The organism is Chitinophaga sp. Cy-1792, from assembly GCF_011752935.1.
Lineage (GTDB): Bacteria > Bacteroidota > Bacteroidia > Chitinophagales > Chitinophagaceae > Chitinophaga.
Genome location: NZ_VWWO01000001.1, coordinates 1,287,020 through 1,306,740, shown reverse-complemented (window position 1 = coordinate 1,306,740; position 19,721 = coordinate 1,287,020). Strand labels below are relative to the sequence as shown.

Annotated in this window: 18 protein-coding genes; 5 read left to right on the top strand and 13 right to left on the bottom strand. The window is 46.3% G+C overall.

All coding sequences use genetic code 11. The features are described 5' to 3' along the window. Positions 1 to 17 precede the first annotated feature (17 nt). From F3J22_RS05410 to purD, 9 genes are all read right to left on the bottom strand, one after another. Positions 18 to 374, bottom strand: coding sequence for a nuclear transport factor 2 family protein (locus F3J22_RS05410; protein ID WP_167015056.1), 357 nt, complete (start codon positions 372 to 374; stop codon positions 18 to 20). 59 nt (positions 375 to 433) lie between these two features. Then, entirely contained in the window at positions 434 to 1,264 is an 831-nt protein-coding gene (locus F3J22_RS05405; RefSeq protein WP_167015054.1) for an AraC family transcriptional regulator, read from the bottom strand. A 27-nt stretch (positions 1,265 to 1,291) separates the two neighbouring features. Further along, positions 1,292 to 2,041 carry an MBL fold metallo-hydrolase gene (locus tag F3J22_RS05400; protein ID WP_240155006.1) on the bottom strand — a complete coding sequence of 250 codons (750 nt, stop codon included), beginning with the start codon at positions 2,039 to 2,041 and terminating at the stop codon, positions 1,292 to 1,294. A 46-nt stretch (positions 2,042 to 2,087) separates the two neighbouring features. After that, positions 2,088 to 3,374 (bottom strand): rod shape-determining protein RodA, encoded by a 1,287-nt coding sequence (rodA, locus tag F3J22_RS05395; RefSeq protein WP_167015052.1) that lies wholly within the window; start codon positions 3,372 to 3,374, stop codon positions 2,088 to 2,090. 35 nt (positions 3,375 to 3,409) lie between these two features. After that, positions 3,410 to 5,338, bottom strand: coding sequence for a penicillin-binding protein 2 (gene mrdA, locus F3J22_RS05390; protein ID WP_167015050.1), 1,929 nt, complete (start codon positions 5,336 to 5,338; stop codon positions 3,410 to 3,412). A gap of 119 nt (positions 5,339 to 5,457) precedes the next feature. Further along, complete coding sequence (mreD, locus tag F3J22_RS05385; protein WP_167015048.1) at positions 5,458 to 5,967, bottom strand: rod shape-determining protein MreD; 510 nt, start codon at positions 5,965 to 5,967, stop codon at positions 5,458 to 5,460. Next, complete coding sequence (gene mreC / locus F3J22_RS05380) at positions 5,964 to 6,851, bottom strand: rod shape-determining protein MreC (RefSeq protein ID WP_167015046.1); 888 nt, start codon at positions 6,849 to 6,851, stop codon at positions 5,964 to 5,966. Before mreC ends, mreD begins: the two co-directional genes overlap by 4 nt. A 73-nt stretch (positions 6,852 to 6,924) precedes the next feature. Next, positions 6,925 to 7,947, bottom strand: coding sequence for a rod shape-determining protein (locus tag F3J22_RS05375; RefSeq protein ID WP_073078293.1), 1,023 nt, complete (start codon positions 7,945 to 7,947; stop codon positions 6,925 to 6,927). A gap of 375 nt (positions 7,948 to 8,322) precedes the next feature. Next, positions 8,323 to 9,600, bottom strand: coding sequence for a phosphoribosylamine--glycine ligase (purD, locus tag F3J22_RS05370; RefSeq protein ID WP_167015044.1), 1,278 nt, complete (start codon positions 9,598 to 9,600; stop codon positions 8,323 to 8,325). Positions 9,601 to 9,762: 162 nt separating this feature from the next. Here purD and F3J22_RS05365 point away from each other — a divergent pair, with 162 nt between their 5' ends. The 3 genes from F3J22_RS05365 to F3J22_RS05355 all read left to right on the top strand — a co-directional run bounded on the left by F3J22_RS05365 (position 9,763) and on the right by F3J22_RS05355 (position 14,199). Then, positions 9,763 to 11,469, top strand: a complete 1,707-nt coding sequence (locus tag F3J22_RS05365; RefSeq protein WP_167015042.1) for a peptide MFS transporter — start codon at positions 9,763 to 9,765, stop codon at positions 11,467 to 11,469. 114 nt (positions 11,470 to 11,583) lie between these two features. Beyond that, a complete protein-coding gene (locus F3J22_RS05360) occupies positions 11,584 to 13,623 on the top strand; it encodes an OPT family oligopeptide transporter (RefSeq protein ID WP_167015040.1) in 2,040 nt (679 codons plus the stop codon). Positions 13,624 to 13,674: 51 nt separating this feature from the next. Further along, positions 13,675 to 14,199, top strand: coding sequence for a hypothetical protein (locus tag F3J22_RS05355; protein ID WP_167015038.1), 525 nt, complete (start codon positions 13,675 to 13,677; stop codon positions 14,197 to 14,199). 61 nt (positions 14,200 to 14,260) lie between these two features. On the opposite strand, the gene F3J22_RS05350 is transcribed toward F3J22_RS05355, so the two are convergent. From F3J22_RS05350 to F3J22_RS05340, 3 genes are read right to left on the bottom strand one after another with little or no spacing between them, the layout of a single operon-like run. Next, positions 14,261 to 15,463 carry a DUF1501 domain-containing protein gene (locus tag F3J22_RS05350; protein WP_167015036.1) on the bottom strand — a complete coding sequence of 401 codons (1,203 nt, stop codon included), beginning with the start codon at positions 15,461 to 15,463 and terminating at the stop codon, positions 14,261 to 14,263. 29 nt (positions 15,464 to 15,492) lie between these two features. Next, a complete protein-coding gene (locus F3J22_RS05345) occupies positions 15,493 to 16,938 on the bottom strand; it encodes a DUF1800 family protein (RefSeq protein ID WP_240155005.1) in 1,446 nt (481 codons plus the stop codon). Between the two features lie 45 nt (positions 16,939 to 16,983). Next, a complete protein-coding gene (locus F3J22_RS05340; protein WP_167015034.1) occupies positions 16,984 to 18,192 on the bottom strand; it encodes a molybdopterin molybdotransferase MoeA in 1,209 nt (402 codons plus the stop codon). A gap of 46 nt (positions 18,193 to 18,238) precedes the next feature. Between F3J22_RS05340 and moaC the strand changes: the two genes are divergently transcribed. Beyond that, a complete protein-coding gene (gene moaC, locus F3J22_RS05335; RefSeq protein ID WP_167015032.1) occupies positions 18,239 to 18,724 on the top strand; it encodes a cyclic pyranopterin monophosphate synthase MoaC in 486 nt (161 codons plus the stop codon). Next, positions 18,708 to 19,313, top strand: coding sequence for an NTP transferase domain-containing protein (locus F3J22_RS05330; RefSeq protein ID WP_167015030.1), 606 nt, complete (start codon positions 18,708 to 18,710; stop codon positions 19,311 to 19,313). Before moaC ends, F3J22_RS05330 begins: the two co-directional genes overlap by 17 nt. Here F3J22_RS05330 and F3J22_RS05325 read toward each other — a convergent pair. Next, complete coding sequence (locus tag F3J22_RS05325; protein WP_167015028.1) at positions 19,306 to 19,707, bottom strand: molybdenum cofactor biosynthesis protein MoaE; 402 nt, start codon at positions 19,705 to 19,707, stop codon at positions 19,306 to 19,308. The two genes, F3J22_RS05330 and F3J22_RS05325, sit on opposite strands and share 8 nt — an antisense overlap. Between the last annotated feature and the right edge of the window lie 14 nt (positions 19,708 to 19,721).

Below are 19,721 nucleotides of genomic sequence, written 5' to 3'. Positions count from 1 at the left end.
ATTGCTGAAAATCTTTATCAGGACATCGCTTTATAATGCGCCCTTACCTGCTGCACCAACCCCTTCTCATTTAATACCATCAGTTCCGCACTTAAACTGTTATTCACACTTTTATAGTACAACACCACTGAACTCATGCCTTCCAGCACATGGTACAATTCAAAATGTAAATCAGGATAGGCCTGCAAGGCACGCTCAAAATAGGAACGCAACGCCGCCTTTCCCTTAATACGTCCGGCCGGATCATTGTTGATACGCACAATTACAGGTGAATAAAATTCAATATCATCATCATAATGGGACATAATCGCATCCATGTCATGGGCATTCCAGGCTTCCAGCCACGCCATTGCTACTGCTGTTAATGAAGTCATCTTTTTTTAACGGCAAGATAGAAATTACCACCGCTATGCTATTGGCTGAAAAGCTCAAATCAAATGGCTTCCCGCCATTGCAGCGGCGTCATGCGGAAATATTTTTTAAACTGGTGATAGAAGTGAGATAAGTCCGAAAACCCGGTACTATAGGCTATTTCGTTGATAGGAACCGCCGCGGTACGCAGTAGCAACGCCGCCCGTTGTAAACGCATCTCCCAAACCCACTGCATCGGGCTTTTATCATAAATATCCTTGAAACGCCGCTTCAAGGTAGCCACACTCATATGCCCCAGCTGTGCCAGCTGCTCCAGCGACCGGGTTTCAGGTATACCCATCCCCAGATTTTCCATGACTACCGGCCAGTCATGCGCTGCGGTATTCCCCAGCATCTCTGTAACATAAGGATGGGCCGACATCAAATGCGCTATCTTCTCCAGCAGTTCCTGTGGCTCACTGACAGGTGAACTGCTATTGAAATCCTTCATCAGCTGCCCGGATAGGGAATGCCAGTCTGCTGTTACCGGTAAATCCAGCATACCTGCTGATATGGTATTGGCAGATGTCCGCTTTTTTTGTGGAAATAGATGGGTAGGCAGAATGATATTGATACTGGAGAAGGGTTCACTCGTACGGAGTATTTCAGAACTGATCAGGGTGCCGGCAGGTATCAGGAAAACATCGCCCTGCTGCAGTGAAAAGACCCTGCCACCATTGTACATGCGTTTCCGACCGCTGGTGATCAGGTTCAGAATAGTGACTGGGGTAAATAATTCATGTGTGGCTGCCTGCGGAAACCTGCCACAGGCAGCCCAGTCGCGCCCCTCGTGCTGCCACGTGGTTATCTGCGACTGCCCACTCAAATGAAAAGAATCATACCTGCTGTACATCCTTATGGGTGGAATGGGAAAATCTGTTTATTCGAATGTAGTCGTTGGCGTTTTTACATCATGGTAGAAAAGGAAATTCCAGCCTTCCTGTCTGCCACGCTCCAGGTACTCCTGACGCAGTTCCATGGCGCGTTTGCCATCGTAGTCGTATTTGGCTACAAACCTGTTCTTCATCTGCGACAGCTGTGGTGCTTCATCTCCTCCAAAGAAAACTTTATCTTCTCCGTCATCTACCAGGAATACCTGGTGGTAAGGGCAATGGCCGCCGGATAATTCATAATGAATATACCCGTCGATAGTACCGTTGCCGGAGGTAAAGATGACGTTATCACGCTGCTGTAGCAGGATGATATCTTCTGAATGATAGGATTTACCGGCATGCTCCATCGCATATAACATCTCCTCATTATTCACATAATAAGTGGCATTGGGAAAAGTCAGGGTACGCTCGCCGGTAACTGGATCCACGGCTGATACGCCACCAGAGTGGTCTTTATGAAGATGGCTCATCAACACCTTGGTAATCTCCATGGGGTTGATGCCATTGTCGATCAGGTGTTGATGAATCTGTAAGACCCCGTCGTCGTTACGAAAGCCGAGGCCGGTATCAAAAAGTATATAATCGCGGTCTGTGATGACCAGGAATGGTTGAATTTCTACCAGCAGAGAACCTTGCGGTCTGTCCTGCATTTTGTCTGTTGCCAGGTTAAAAGGCTTGAAAAGCTTGGTCCCGTCTACTGTAAAAGACCCTTCTGAAAGAGGAATAATACGTGCCATTTTGCAAAGATACTAAATATCAAATCCCCGTTTCGGACTGATCAGCTTATCTCAATACCATCTGCCTGTCGGCATCCAGTCGGAGCATAATGAATATCAGCATCGTGAAGGCCAGCAAAGAGCTACCGCCATAACTTACCAGTGGTAGCGGGATACCGATTACCGGCGCCAGCCCTATGGTCATGGATATATTGATAGCGAGGTGGAAGAAGATGATACTAGCCACCCCATAGGCATAGACTCGTGTAAATGTCGATCGCTGTCGTTCCGCCACATGTATGATCCGGAAGAGCAATGCCACATAAATAGCCAGGAATATCACACTGCCGAAGAAGCCAAAGTCTTCCCCGATGGTACAGAAGATAAAGTCGGTACTTTGTTCCGGTACGAAGTCGTAACGGGTTTGCGTTCCTTTCAGATAGCCTTTACCCCAGAAGCCTCCGGAGCCAATGGCGATCATACTCTGACGGGTATTATATGTAGCTTTCGGATCGTTCTCTTTACCCAGCATTACCTCGATACGTCGTACCTGGTAGTCTTTCAGGACTTTGGTAAATGCAAATGGTACGATAAACATTACGAAGAGGGAGCAGAATGCATAGACACCGAGTATCACCAGCAGCCTGGACCGTTTTCGTTTTATTTCCCGCCTGCTGAAGTAGATGATCAGGGCGGTTATAACAGAGAAGATAATGAATAGTATTTGCTTATCGACCAATAGTGCCGACAATACCAGCACAATACCGGAGAATGCGATCACCAGTAATACCCCTGGCAAACCTTCGCGGTACATTACCAGGAAGAAGGAGAAGTACACCAGTGCCAGCCCTGTTTCAGACTGAAGAATAATGATACCTGCAGGTACGAGGGCGATGGCTGCTGCGATAAGCCGGGATCGTAACTTATTAAAATCCGTTTCCTGCGACGATAAATACTTGGCAAGCGCAAGGTTTGTACAGAGTTTAGTGAGCTCTGCCGGCTGAAACTGGAAACCTCCTATTACCAGCCAGGAGTGCGATCCTTTAACGTCTTTACCTATTCCCAACACCAACAACAGTAATAAAATCCCGCCCGCATAAGCCAGGTTGGCCGTAGCCGTAAAGAACTTACTATCCGTCAGCCATATGACCGATGCAATTATTATGGAAATACCGAACCACATCAACTGCCTGGAATAGTTTTTATTGAGATGGATAATATTTTGCCAGATATTATCATCCCCCCGGTATTCCGCAGCAAATATGGACATCAGGCCTATGATCACCAATGCCAGGTAGAGGCCTACTATAGGCCAGTCTATCCCTTGGGTCAATTTGGTTTGCGCGCGGTTCATTATCTGTTAATTCGTTTGTCGTTTATGGGAAAATGTTATTGTTTTTTTCTGATAACGGTAGCATTCAGTGAATCCAGTTTAGACCTGTTTCTCATGTTTTCAGGAATAGTAACTGTTTCCATTACTGTTTTCAGCAGCGGCTGACGCTTGGTAGCGATAGAATCTTTCAGGTATTTTTCTATCATCAGGGAAGCGATAGGCGCTGCGTATTTGGCACCGAAGCCGGAACGTTCTACAACTACACAGATGGCGATCTTTGGATTTTCTGCCGGAGCAAAAGCGATGAACTGTGCGTGGTTAGGCATTTTGGTGCGCTTACCATCAACGATGGCGTAGTTTTCTGCCGTACCTGTTTTACCACCGATGGTAATGCCATCGATTTGTGCCACACGGCCGGTACCACTTTCCACCACATCTGTCATCCCGTGGATTACAGCGCTATAGGCGGTATCAGAGATATGGGCCACCACGTGACGTTGTTTATACTTATCCAGCAGGTGTGTATCATCATTATCGATACTTCTCACGAAGTGAGGAATATAGAATGCGCCTTTATTGGAGACAATACACATGGCGTTCGCCATCTGGAGCGGTGTTGTTTCTACCTCACCCTGGCCGATACCGAGGAACACAGATGTACAGGAATTCCAGCTGCCTTTATATTTGGCGTCGTAGTATTTTTTGTCAGGGATACGGCCTGGTCTTTCAGAAGGCACGTCTACACCGATTTTATGACCGAAACCGAAGCTATTCATATAATCCGCCCATTTCTGCATACCGCCTACCCGTATACCACCCCATTTAGGTGCATCCACACAAAGGCGGTAGGTATGGGAGAAGTATGCGTTACAGGAGTGGGAAAGGGCTAATCTCAGATTAGCAGCATGGCCTGGATCATGGTGTTCACATTTGATGGGCCTGCTACATCCGTAATAGGCACCAAAGCATGGATAACCGGTACTAGGCGTAATAACGCCTTCATCGAGGCCCACCAGCGCGATCATTGGTTTAAACGTAGATCCGGGAGGATATTGTGCCTGGATAGCACGGTTAAACAGCGGTAAGGTGGTATCTGTATAGAGTTTATTAAAGTTGGCACTTCTGAAGGAACCTGTCAGCAGGTTTGGATCGAAGCTGGGACCACTCACCATGGCTAATATACCGCCATCCTGCGGGTCTATGGCTACGATGCTGCCTATTTTGCCATGCATCAGCTGTTCACCGAAGGCCTGTAATTCTATATCGAGGCTGAGGCGCAGGTTTTTTCCGGCGATGGCAGCACTGTCAAATTCTCCGTTTTCGTAGGCACCCTGTGGTCTGTTCAGGTTATCTTTTACGAGGTACTGAATACCACGCTGTCCCATCAGGACACTTTCATATGTTTTTTCCAGACCTGTCATACCGAGATAATCACCGGAGTTATAGGAGGCGTAGTTGGAATCCTTTAACATGGTAGGGGAAATCTCCGCGATATATCCCAGGATATTGGCGGCGGCGCCATAAGGGTAGGAGCGGATCTGTCTTGGAATCAGTTCAAACCCTGGCTGGAAGTTGTACATACTTTCCTGTAGTTGTCCGTATATTTCAGCAGGGAGCAGGGAAGAGAATACCGATTGCCTTACTGCACCATTCTTTTTGATACAGTCGGCAATTTTCTTTCTGAATTCCTCTTTATCGATTTTGAGGATACGGCAGAGGTAGGCAGTATCGATATTTTTTACGCTTTTGGGCGTAACGACGAGGTCGTAGAGGACGTCGTTGCTGAGAACGGGACGACCTTTACGATCATAGATGATACCACGGCTTGGGTATACGACTTTTCTCAGTACGGCGTTGGCATCGGCGAGCTTGGCATATTTTTTCTCTACTATCTGTAGGAAAAACAACCTGGCAACGATGATGCAAACCATGCCAAGAATAATCAACATTATTACTCTTCTCCTGGGCTGATTAAAAACAGACATGCTATAGTTGTAGCTTTTAGCTATGGGCGCTTAGCTTTGCGAAATTAAGCGTACCAGCTTTTATTATTTGCAAATTTAAACTATCAATTGATCCCACGCGCAGCAACCTACGCTTTCCGCTATTTTCTGGAAAAGAATAACATTTCGTACAGAAGGATGAGGAAAAGACTGGCTGCGGATGACAGGATTATCTTAAGCAGCAGGTATAACGGGTTTGCAAAGCTGAATACTTCAAGTGTAAAGTAGACGGCATGGTGCAGGAATACCAGGATCGCTGCATAGATCATGAATTGGGACACGCCCATACTGGTCATGGAAGGGGTTTTCTGGGTTGTTTCGAACCCACCCTGCGGTGACAGTATATTTATAATAAACGGGCGCAGATAAGCTATAAAAACACAGGCAGCAGCGTGTACACCCATGGTGTTCATGAACATATCGAGGGAGATGCCCATTAAGAAGCCAAGCACCATCAAAGCGGGGCGGGGCAGGTTAAAGGGAAGTACCAGGATGAAGAGCATGTACAGGTATGGACTCACGAGCTGGTGAATCAATATTTTATTGAGTACAAACACCTGTATCAGTAACAGGAGCACAAAGCGGATAATATTTCTTAACAGTATACTCATTTAATCAGCTTGTAAGTCGAATCTTCCAGACTTTGTTGTTCATCTTTCAGCAGGTTCTCGATCACGTAAACATATTGGAGATTATAGAAATTGGTCGCCAATCTCAGTTTTACGGTGAGGGAGGTGCTTGATTTATCCCCTTGTGAATATCCTTCGACATAACCGATAGGGATATTTTCAGGGAATAATGCGGAGAATCCGCTGGTTACGACGGTATCACCTTTGTGCATTTTGGCACTTTTCGGGATATCGCGGAGGGTAGCATATTCCGGGTCGTCGCCGTCCCAGTGTACGGAGCCCATTTCTTTTCCTTGTGCCAGACGGGCGGAGATAGAAACGGAATTGGATTTAGATAGCAGGGAGAGGACAACCGCGTAGTTATCACTTACAGACCTTACTACCCCTACCACACCACTAGGGCTGATAACACCCATATTAGGGCGTATACCTTGTTTGGAGCCACGGTGGATGGTGATATAGTTCATTGGTTTATTCAATGAGTTGTTCACTACTTTGGCTTCGAAGTAGTTGAAGCGTCTTATTTCGGTGCTGATCACTTTACGGACGGAGTCATCGCTGTATTTGCGAAGGGTATCTATTCTGACACCGTTGGTGGTGATCATGCTGTCGTAGCTGCTGCGGAGGTCATTATGCAGGCGCATGTTTTCTGCTACGAGACTGTCGTTGGTAGCTTTCAGGTGAAAGTAGTACTGTATATTGTTGTATTTGTCGTAGAGCTTACCGCTAATATTGTTGGCGGAGTTAATGTAGGCGGTATGCTGCAGGTTATTGTTTTGAAATACCAATACAATACAAATCACTTCCAGCAGCAGAAATAAGAAGAAGTTGAAATATCGCCTAAAGAAAATGATAAGATTTCGCACAAGCGCGCTGGGATTTTGAGATTTGTTGATTTAGGGTAACAGTTCCCTGCTACCCTAAATCTCAAAATAGGTTTTATTGCATCAGGAACGGATACTTACCAACATGCTTGAGGGCGATGCCGGTACCTCTAACTACTGCACGCAGCGGATCATCTGCTACATGAACAGGGAGTTTGATTTTCTGGGCAAGGCGTTTGTCCAGACCACGCAGCAGTGCACCGCCGCCGGTCAGGTAAAGTCCTCTGCGGTAAATATCTGATGCCAGTTCCGGTGGCGTTGTTTCCAGCGCTTTCAGGATGGCTTCCTCAATTTTAAAGATGGATTTATCCAGTGCTTCCGCGATTTCCTGGTAGGAAACCATGATTTGCTTAGGAATACCGGTAACGAGGTCACGACCATTTACCGGGATGTCATCAGGTGGGTTGTCCAGTTCTTTCAGGGCTGACCCGATGTGGATTTTGATTTGTTCAGCGGTTCTTTCACCGATGAGCAGGGAGTGGTAGCGACGGAGTGCTTCCATGATATCGGCAGTGAATTCATCACCGGCGATACGGATGCTCTGGTCGCAGACAATACCTGCCAGTGCAATAACGGAGATACCAGTGGTACCACCGCCAATATCGATAATCATGTTACCCACAGGCTCTTCTACGTCAATGCCAATACCCAGTGCGGCAGCCATTGGTTCATGAATGAGGTAAACTTCTTTCGCTCCGGCCTGTTCGGCAGAGTCACGTACAGCTCTTTTTTCCACTTCAGTAATACTGGAAGGGATGCATATTACCATACGCCAGCTGGGAGCAAACAAAGGCTTCTTGGGGTAGATCATTTTTATCAGTTCCCTGATCATGCCCTCCGCGGCGTTGAAGTCCGCGATAACGCCATCTTTCAGGGGACGTATAGTACGAAGATATTCGTGTGTTTTTTCGTGCATCATCATGGCTTTCTTACCAACCGCCACAATTTTGCCGCTAGCCCGTTCTATCGCTACAATGGAAGGCTCGTCCACAACCACCTGGTCATTATGTATTATCAGCGTGTTAGCTGTACCTAAATCAATCGCGATTTCCTGCGTTAAAAAATTAAAAAATCCCATTGTTGATACGGTCAAAAATTAGAATGCAAAAATGAATAATTCCAACGAATATACGATGCAAAAAATGGATATTCCTGCAATAATACGGCTAAATATTAAAAAATCTTATTTGTTGTATAAACGGCATAGTAACTGCTCTCTTTAAGTACCGATCAATCCAACGGATTTAATCCCGTTTTAATAATTCCTAGTCTAAAAATAACGCCTTACGTGTCCCGCTTTGTGATAGAATAACAGTCCCCCTTACTGTTTACAGTTAACAAGTTACAGAATTGAAATGACCAAAAAGTAAATTTATGCAAAAAAACCGCAGTAACCGCGGCAAAGCCCCATGCAATCTATCTACTTTCTGGCCAGGCCGGTATAAACATTTGGTTAAATAAACTCGTAACCTATATCCCTGCGGAATGTTTTCCCTTCAAACTCAATCTGGTTGGCGGTTTGAACGGAGTGTACCAGTGCAAGGGCCAGCGTATCTGCCAGTGAGGTAATTGCCAGTACACGACCGCCGTTAGTCAGTACTTTATCCCCATCATGGCGGGTACCTGCATGAAATACGATCTGATCATGCGTAGGAGCAGGAATATTTGTAATCACCTTATTCTTCTCATATGCCTCCGGATACCCCTGAGACACCAGCATCACAGTAGCTGCTGCACGCGGATCTGTGTAAATCGTCTGCGAAGAAAGCTTTCCTTCGTTTACAGCTACGAAAAGCTCCAACAGATCGTTTTGTAAACGTGGCATTACTACCTCCGTTTCCGGATCGCCCATCCGACAGTTATATTCTATCACGAACGGCTCTCCACCTACATTAATCAGGCCAAAAAACACAAATCCTTTATAAATAATTCCTTCTTTTGAAAGTCCGTCAATCGTCTTACGGATGACCTTGTCTTCCACCAGTTGCATAAACGCCGCATCCGCAAAAGGAACAGGAGATACAGCCCCCATACCACCGGTATTCAGCCCCAGATCTCCCTCACCAATACGTTTGTAATCTTTCGCCTCCGGCAGGATCTTATAAGTATGACCATCTGTAATAACAAAAACAGACAACTCAATACCCGTCAGAAACTGCTCTATCACCACCTTCTTACTGGCATCACCAAATTTAGCAGATTTAATCATCTGGCTAAACTCTTCCAGTGCCTCATCATGGTTAGAGGTAATCACCACACCCTTACCTGCTGCCAGACCATCGGCCTTCAGTACAATTGGTAAGGAATGCTCCTTAATGTAAGCTACCCCTTCTTCATAATTATTTTCGTCGAACTCTCTGTAAGCTGCGGTTGGAATACCCTGACGCTCCATGAACAGCTTGGCAAACGCCTTACTTCCCTCCAGCTGGGCACCTACTTTGGAAGGTCCCATCACCGGAATATGCTTCAATGCCTCATCCTGTACGAAAAAGTCATAGATACCATTCACCAGTGCCTCTTCAGAACCAGGTACCACCAGGGTAATTCCGTTCTCCAGACAGAATGATTTTATCTTGTCAAATTCGCTTACACCCATGTTCACATTGGTACCACATTGAGAAGTACCAGCATTTCCCGGAGCAATAAACAGTTTTCCGCAGAGCGGACTTTGCGACATTTTTAAGGCCAGTGCATGTTCCCGACCACCACTTCCTAATAAGAGTATGTTCATAATGAATTAATACAGATGCGAAAGAAAGTGCAAAGAAAGTTCAAAAAAGCGCAAAAATTGTCCTTTTCTACCATTTTTTTACTGAGATAGATGATTTTCTTTAAATTGCCTGTTTAAAGCTATACAGTACCTTAAAACAATCTTGAATAAAACTGACCATTTATGACGCAAACTGCTGTCGCACAGGGCCCGGAAATCGTCTCAGAAAAGGGACATCCGAAAGGCCTCTCAGTGCTATTTGCCACGGAAATGTGGGAAAGGTTCAACTTTTATGGGATGAGGGCATTATTGACCCTCTTTCTGGTAAATGCACTGCAATTCTCTGAAGCTGAATCATCTTATGCCTATGGCGGGTTCCTCGGACTCTGCTATCTTACTCCAATGCTCGGTGGTTATATCTCTGACCGCTACCTCGGCAACAGGAATTGTATCTTATTAGGTGGCTTTGTAATGGGTATCGGACAACTACTCATGGTACTCAGTGCTACCTTATACACCGGCAGTGTAGACACCGCCCGCCTGGTAATGTGGCTGGCCCTCTTCGTAATCATCTTCGGTAATGGCTTCTTCAAACCTAACATTTCTTCCATGGTAGGTAGCCTGTACCCTAAGAACGACAGCCGCCTCGATGCCGCATTCACCATCTTCTACATGGGTATCAACATGGGTGCATTCCTCGGTATGCTCATCTGCCCTATCCTGGGTGATGTGAAACTCACCGACGGTACCCGCGTAGTAGCCGCCTTCAAATGGGGCTTCCTCGCTGCCGGCCTGGCCATGTTCCTCGGTACCGTACTGTTCTACTTCCTGAAAGACAAGTACGTGGTTACACCGGAAGGTAAAGCCATCGGCGCCAAACCAACCTTTAACGCAGCTGCCAGCACAACGGGCGAAGCTGATAAAGCGAAATTTACTTCAGGCGCCATCGCTGGCTGTGGTATCCTCCTGGCAGCCTTATTCCTGATATTCCACTTCGTAGCCAATGATCCAAATCCAATCAAATCATGGATTTATCCATTTATCTACGCTACAGGTATCTCACTGGCTATATTAATTCTGACAGATAAATCTATCACCCGCGTTGAAAAACAAAGAATCCTCGTGCTCTACTTCGTGGCATTCTTCGTGATCTTCTTCTGGGCTTGTTTTGAGCAGGCTGGTTCTTCCCTGACATTCATTGCCGACAAACAGACCGACCGTCGCCTCTTTGGATGGGATATGCCTCCTAGCTTTATCCAGAACGCCAATTCCATCTTTATCATCATATTCGCACTGCCTTTCTCCTGGTTATGGATCAAATTGCAGAAACGTAACATGGAGCCTATTTCTCCTGTGAAACAGGCATTAGGTCTGGCCCTGTTATCCCTCGGCTTCCTGATCATTGCCTTCCAGGTAAAAGGCCTCGGCGATGCCAAACTGGGTGTTATCTGGCTGATCGTGATGTACCTGTTCCATACCCTCGGTGAATTGTGCCTTTCTCCAATCGGCCTTTCCCTGGTAGCGAAACTGGCACCTCACCGTTTCTCCTCCCTGCTGATGGGTGTATGGTTCCTGGCAAATGCCGCTGGTTATGCACTGGCAGGTACCCTGGGCGCATTACTGCCTCCAAATCCGGAAAACTATGCTGATGCTGCAAAAGCAGGCGTAGATCTGAAAGGTATCCTGGACGGCACCGTTTCCGCTACCCCGGATATGCTGGCTGCACTGGAAAAATTGAAATTGGCGGCTCATTACCCTAGCTTCGTAGGCTTCACCATCCATAACCTGTTCGAGTTCTTCATGATCTTCGTGATCCTCCCGGGTGTGGCTGCAGTGCTGCTCTTCATGATTTCTCCATTCCTGAAAAGATGGATGCACGGCGTTAAATAATAATATTACCGCTAAAAAGCGTTATTATAACGTATAAAATAAAAAGCCCCGCTACTTGCAGCGGGGCTTTTTATTTTGTACGTTATATTTGTTTTTATTCAGATCTTATAAATTATGTCCGACAACAACTTCAAACCTTTTGTTCCCGCCAGTACCAACATGAAAGAGCTGACACTCAAGTCAATACTGCTCGGTTGCGTATTCGGTGTCATCTTCGGTGCGGCTACGGTATACCTGGCCCTGAAAGCCGGCCTCACTGTATCTGCCTCTATCCCCATCGCGGTGATCGCCATTACATTAGGCAGAAAGTTTTTCGGCACCACGATCCTTGAAAACAATATTATCCAGACAACCGGATCTGCCGGCGAATCCATTGCCGCAGGTGTTGTGTTCACCCTTCCCGGCTTCCTTTTCCTCAGCGACGGAGGCGGCACTGAATTCTTTAACTATATCACCATCCTTACCCTGGCCATTATCGGTGGTATCCTGGGTACCCTGATGATGATACCTTTACGCCGCTCCCTCATCGTAAAGGAACATGAAACACTCCCTTATCCTGAAGGTACCGCCTGCGCAGATGTACTCATTGCCGGCGAAAAAGGCGGCGACTTTGCCAAAACAGCCTTCTGGGGCCTCGGCTTCGCCTTTGCCTATGCGATACTCCAAAAGATATTCCATGTAATCGCGGAAACTCCCGGCTACATGACCAGACAGGTGAATAAATTCTTCCCATCCGCCAACCTCAGCGCAGATATCACCCCGGAATATATGGGTGTGGGTTATATCATCGGCCCACGCATCGGTGGTGTACTGGTAGCCGGTGGTGTACTGTCGTGGCTCGCACTCATTCCCCTGCTGGCGTCTTTACTGCCTGCAGACATGATTGCTACCCAACTCGTTAAGTTAGGTTACCTGGCCAATCTTCAAACGCCGGGCGGACAAGGTACCTGGGACCCGGCTACCCATACCTTCAATGATTATGCCTCCGCGATTTACTATGCGTACGTTCGCCAGATAGGCGCCGGCGCCGTAGCTGCGGGTGGCTTCATCACCTTACTCAAAACAATCCCTACCATCATATCTACTTTTAAAGGTAGTCTGGGTGCTGTGAAAAGCAGTGCTGCCGGCACTACCGGCGAAGTTCCAAGAACGGAAAAAGACCTGAGCCTCAAAGTAGTAGGTATCGGTAGTCTGGTACTGATCGTACTCATGGCATTATTGCCACAATTACCTGGTGGTTCTGTAGGACAGAAATTACTGGTAGGATTACTGGTTGTTATTTTTGGTGCATTCTTCGTAACTGTTTCCAGCCGTATCGTAGGTCTGATCGGTTCTTCCAACAACCCGATCTCCGGTATGACCATTGCCACCCTGATGGGTACCTGCCTGGTTTTCATCGCAGTGGGCTGGACTGGAAAAGTTTATGAGCCGATGGCATTGGTAGTAGGTAGTATGATCTGTATTGCAGCAGCGAATGCAGGTGGTACTTCCCAGGATTTGAAATCCGGGTATATCGTAGGGGCCACACCTATGAACCAGCAGCTGGCATTGTTTATCGGCGCCATTGTATCTTCCATCGTTATCGGTCTTACCGTTAAATTCCTGGACCGTCCTACAGCAGAGATGATCGCGCACGGCGTAAAAGACCATGCTATAGGCAGCATATATTTCCCAGCTCCTCAAGGTACATTAATGGCAACATTGGATAAAGGTATCCTTGATGGTCACTTAGATTGGCAATTTGTACTTGTGGGTGTGTTTCTGGCTATAACTATTGAGCTCTGCGGGGTTAATGCTTTATCATTTGCGGTAGGAGCATACCTGCCACTTTCTACCACGCTTCCAATTTTTATCGGTGGTGTTATCCGTGGTGCAGTCGATTACAAAAAGAAAAAAGATAATATTCAGACTACACCGGAAGAAGAAGAATTAGGTAAAGGAAACCTTTTTGCTACAGGATTAGTGGCCGGAGGTGCTGTAGCTGGTGTTATCATCGCTATCATGGCTGGTTTCGACAGCACTGCCGGATTCCTTGCCAAACTAAATCTCCAGGAAGGTTTCACAAAAACTTTGGGAGAAGGTGGATACTTTATACTTGGAGCAGCATTCTTTGCGTTTATGGGTTGGTACCTGTACCGAATTGCGAGAAAATAACAAATTGATCGAAATAATATCTTAATTTTATCAGATATATTAAGAAAACCTATGCGTATTTTGATATCCGCACTGCTCGGCGCTATACTTATGCTGGGCGTGTCCTGTGAAAAAAGCACAACGAATCCGAATGAAGCAACCGATAGAAAGTTTGTTTCCATGAAACTGGATAACAGGATCTATCTGGCTGAAAAGCCCCAGGCTACGATTTACACTCCCAACCTGGTAGATGAGGATCCGAATAATGATTATCTGACCATGGAAATTCTCGCTACTACTTACAGTGGTGATAATATCAGTTTCAAACTGGCTACCGATCAGCCAACGTTTGTACCGGGCGTATACTATACCAATACTACCGGTAACAGCATGACGATGTACCTCCTCAGCCAGAGTGGGTCGACCCTCGTTACTGATCCTACCAGCTCAGGTTTCACCATTACCATCAGCAGGATCAACAGCTTATACGTGGAAGGTACTTTCAGCGGTACACTCAACGATGCAACAGGTGGTACAGGTACAAGAACCGTTAGAGATGGTAGCTTCCGCTCCCTCGTAAGGTGGGTACAGAAATAAACCGTTAAATTAAGCATTGCCATAAAAGAAGAAACCCGGTCCAGCGACCGGGTTTCTTCTTTTATACAAAGTTTAAATGCTGGTAATCTGCTTTTAAAATCGCTTTATCATCTGCCCCTAACCACCTGGATAACAGGGTCGCATATACGCTTTTGAAATCTACGTTATACCGTAAATCGCCATCCATCAGGTTCATCAGGTCAGGGCCGTCGTTCAGTACGCCCTTTTCCTGCAAACCGCCGCCAATCAGGAACATATTATTGGCAGTTCCATGATCGGTGCCACCACTGGCATTCTGACTCACCCTACGACCAAATTCAGAAAACGTCATCACTACCACATCCTGAAAACGGTTGTTCTTTTTCAGGTCGCCGGTAAAAACAGTCACCGCATCACTCAGCTGCTGAAACAGCCGTTCCTGCTGTTGCTGCTGGTTTACATGCGTATCAAAGCTGCCGTGCGACACGTAATAAACTTTGGTATTGATATCTGACATAATCAGATTGGCGATCGTTCGCAAGTTCTTACCCAGCTCCGTATTAGGATAGCTTTCTTTAGACTGATATGTCTTAAACTGTTGCTGGATATAGGACGCAGACGAAATCGTTTCGCTCATTGTCTTATACAGGTAATCCACATTATGATGTTCATCATCGTGGCCGCCATGTTGCAGCAGATCTTTAAAGAAGGGATTATTACTTGTTCCGAATAACCGTGTAGGATCCGTCAGGGCAAGGCCTTTGGCACTATCTCCCTTCAGCGCCAGGCTCAGCGTATCATCAATTTCAAGTGCTTGTGTAGGCTTATCACAACCCTTACATTGCGCATCCAGGTAACGTCCTATCCAGCCATCAGACCAGATCTCGTTAGACTGACTGGCCGTATGCCAGATATCCATTGAACGGAAGTGCGAACGGTCAGGGTTGGGATAGCCCACATTATTCAGAACACCCAGGGCGCCATCGTCGTACAACGATTTAAAACCCTTTAACGCGGGATGTATCCCCAGATTATCAGTGAGCGACAAAGCATCGGTTCGCTTAATACCCAATGCAGGCCGCGACCTGTAGTAAATATCATTACGGTAAGGTATAATCGTATTCAGGCCATCATTTCCGCCGGATAACTGAATAATCACCAACACTTTATTGCCCGGAGGCACCAATTCGCCACGCTCCAGTGCTTTCAGAAACTTAGGCATCATCATCGCTGCTGAGGCCAGTGAGCCTACCTGTAGAAATCGTCTGCGGTTTATTATATGCATAATTATTTTTTTGGGAGATGAAGAACAGATTAACACAACTGGTATTCCGGCATACTCATTACATCGATGGATACCGTTTTAATATAGGCTTCCCTGTTAGACATATCTGCATATTTTTCCAACAGTTGCTTATTGGCATTACCTGGCACCACCAGCAAAGACCCGGCTATGCTATCTGCCAGCGCTTCTCTTGGCACCTGCTCAAAACCTTTAATGTAAGGATCCCAATCTATATGTGCGTTAATCTTTTTCGAATATTGCTTTTTAAGAAAATCATTGATCTGTAACGTCATCTTATAATTTCCACCATCTCCCATCTCCGGCATAATTTCCTTGGGTTGTATATTCAATGCCTGTGAATAGAAAATTATCTGTGGTACACGTAACCTGAACATCAGGCTCGAGCTATCGATCCAGTTCCTGCCGCCAGGCCATCCGGCTACGTTTGGCGGATAAAACAGCACCTGTCCGAGTATACGCTGAAATACCAGCATCGTTGCCTCTTCATCAAAAGTCATTGGTACCGCACGTCGAATACCTACCAACAATTCCACCGGTGATTTTATTTTGTTACCCACATACTTCGGGTCATAAAACCAGTCAGACATAAATATCTCCCGCATCAGTGATTTTATCTCATAACCAGAGTGGTAAAAGCTCTCGGCCAGCTGATTAATTCTTACTTCATCAGGATTATCATCTACAAAAAAGCGATAGATTTTTGTGGTAATAAATTTTGCACATTGCCGCTGGTCCAATAAAATCTTCAACACATCATCGCCATTGTAATTACCATGTTTTCCGAGAATATGTTTATCACCATCATCATGCAACTTATCTCTGAACTTAAACTCTCCGGTTTCGTCAAAACTCCATCCTGTAAAGGCTCTTGCCGCTTCCTTCACATCTGTTTCCGTGTAATTTCCACGGCCCAGTGTAAAGAGTTCCATTACCTCACGCGCAAAATTTTCATTGGGATGCTGTTTCCTATTTTGTTGGTTGTTTAGAAACTGCAACATCGCCGGCGATTTAGAGACTTCTGTTAACAGATCGCCAAAATTGCCGAGCGCATTCTCCCGTATAACACCTAATAATTGCTGGTTGTATAATACATCCTGCGTACGGCAGGCAAAGTGTCCATGCCAGAAGAGACTCATTTTTTCGCGCAGCGGATGCTCACTGCCGGCCATTTCCTTCATCCAGGAGAGGTTCAGGTCTTTGATTCCCTGTACATTTTTCTGCTGTACTGCCTTTTTCTCGTCGGGTGTCATGCCTTTGATTTTTTTAAAATCAGGCATATCGGCATCGCTCATCACATTTACGTCAGGAGTCCTGTTTCTTCTACCAATGAGTATTTGATTTACAACAACTTTCAGTCGTTTATCCGACCAGTCGTTGATTACAGAAAGCGGCTCTCCAAAGCCTGCACGCCAGGCCAGGTGTTGCATTTGTATTTGCGGAGAGAGTGAGGCCATAGGTTTTTGATTATTTACACTATGACAGCAAATAGGATTCCGGGTTTAACGGAATTTATATATTGGGAAGGAATCGCCTTTTTTGAACACAGATTCTCCTACCGGCAGTACCATGAACGCATCGGCCAGCAGCAAGCTGGCAAGGTCTCCTGAGCCTTGGTAGGGTTGTGGAACTGCCATTATTTTTCCGTGTGGCTGTGCATGCAATTTAACAGGAAGATAATACTCCAGGTTAGGCTCAAAAACCACTTTGGAAGACAATACAGCATATTGGGGAGGAGTGGGTACACATCCCATTGCCGCTAACAACCAGGGTTGTACGTAGCGGTAAAAACACATGAAGCCGGAAACCGGATTTCCCGGCAAGGCAAAAACCACAGGACCTTCCTGGAAAGTGCCGAACAGAAAGGGTTTCCCCGGGCGTTGTTGCACTTTATGAAATACCTGTTTCATGCCCAGCTGCTCCAATACTTCCGGCAGGTAGTCAAATTTTCCGGCAGATACGGCGCCGGAGCTGATCCATACATCCGTATCAGCGATCAGTGGCTGCAGCTGTTCTGCCATGCTGGCCGGATTATCTTCCAGGTGCACCACCGTAGCCGTGATGCCCATTTGTTCCAGAGAAGCACTGAGACTGTACACATTAGACATGCGTAGCTGATGTGGCAATGGAATGGTATCTACCGGCACAAGTTCATTTCCGGTGGCAATCACCACTACTTTCGGTCGCTGGCTCACCATTACCGTGGTTTTGCCCACAGTAGCCAATACACCTGCTTCTGCGGGCCCTAATACAGTACCGCTGTCCATCAATACGGCATCCTGGCTCACATCACTACCTTCTCTGTGGATATGTTGTCCCTTTTTTACGGGATGTTTTATAATAAATCTTTTAAAGCCCTCATTTTCAGAACCTTCCAGCTGCTCATATTGTACAATGGTATCTGTCAGGTCCGGCAATACGGCGCCGGTCATTACTTCCAGGCAATTAGCAGTATTAGACAACTGCAACTGCGGTGCGCCGGCAGCCTGCACATCTTCCACCACGAATACACGCTGGCCACGGGCATAGGAATCATACCTGATGGCGATGCCGTCCATCATCACTCTGTTAAAGGGAGGAAAAGGTCTGTCGGCCAGCACAGGTTCTCTCAGAATGCGGCCTGTAGCCTGCGTAAACGGCACCATTTCCGTTCCGGTATCGCGTACTGTTTCCAGTACAGCATTATAGGCTTCAGTGACAGTCAGCATCATTTGTATTATTTTTGTGGGTGGAGTAGTGCTCTAAATTTATGCTTTTATGGCCAATCAATCAAACACCGGTTTTACACACCTCAATGAATCCGGGCAACCAGCGATGGTAGATGTCAGTGAAAAAAGCCTGACTTCCCGTGTAGCTGTTGCGGAAAGCAGGGTTTATCTTCCTGCAGTAGTAATAGAACAGTTTCAGGGAGAAGATATCCGTACCCGCAAGGGTGGCGTATTTCAGACGGCCATCATTGCCGGTATTATGGCAGCCAAGAAAACGCCGGAACTGATACCATTGTGTCATACCTTGCTGCTAGATGGTTGTGACGTAAAAATCAGTCTGGAAGGAGAGGAGGCCGTTATCAGGTGTACGGTTAAAACTACCGGCAAAACCGGCGTAGAAATGGAAGCCCTGACCGGTGCTTCAGTAGCCGCGCTCACTGTTTATGATATGTGCAAGGCGTTTACTCATGACATGATTATCCGGGAAACAAAACTGATCAGTAAAACAGGAGGAAAAAATGATTTCAGCCGATAAAGCGCCTCTGAAAGGCCTGTTGCTCTGTGGTGGCTACAGCACGCGTATGCAGGAAGATAAAAGCAGTATCGATTACTATGGCATGCCGCAGTGGCAATACATGGTACAGCTGTTATCCACACAGCTACCCGAAGTATATATTTCGTGTCGTCCCGACCAGATCAATACCGGCACGGGTTTCAGCAGTTATCCACATCTCATTCCTGATGCGGTAGATGCCAGCGGACCGTCTGCGGGGCTACTGAGCGCCCATGCTCTTCAACCGGAAACGGCCTGGCTGGTGGTGGCCTGCGACCTGCCATTGCTGACAGCGCATAGTCTGGCGTTATTAATAGCAGAGAGAGATAGCGACAAAGCGGCTACCAGCTTCATCAGCCCGTTCAATCATCTACCCGAGCCATTGATTGCCATATGGGAACCGACAGCCCTTGCACAGTTGAAAATCAATGCACTCGAAGGACAAAAGCAATGTCCCCGCAAAACATTATTATCTGCAGATATAAAAATATTGGAAAATCCCTGGTCGGATGAGCAGTTCAATGCGAATACACCAGCAGAGAAATCTGAAATTTTAAATAAGATCAGATAACTTCTCCGTCAGCAAAAAATTCTTTTTTCCAGATAGGAACTTTGGCTTTGAGGGTATCAATTGCATATTCACAGGCGTCGAAGGCTACGCCCCTGTGTACAGAAGAAACGGCTACAACCACGGCTACATCTCCCGGCAACTTATCACCTACGGCATGTAACAGTGCGATTTTATGTATAGGCCATTGGTTTTCTACTTCTATTGCAATTTTCTCCATTTCTTTAATGGCCATTTCCTTATAGCTTTCATAGAAGAGTTTGGTAACAGCGCGTCCTTTGGTATCGTTGCGAACCTTACCTGTAAAAACTACTTCTCCGCCACAGGCAGGAGAATGAATAAAATCCAATGCTTCCTGGATCGTAATTTCGGTCTCTATTTTGATTAATACATCCATTATTGTAGAAATTT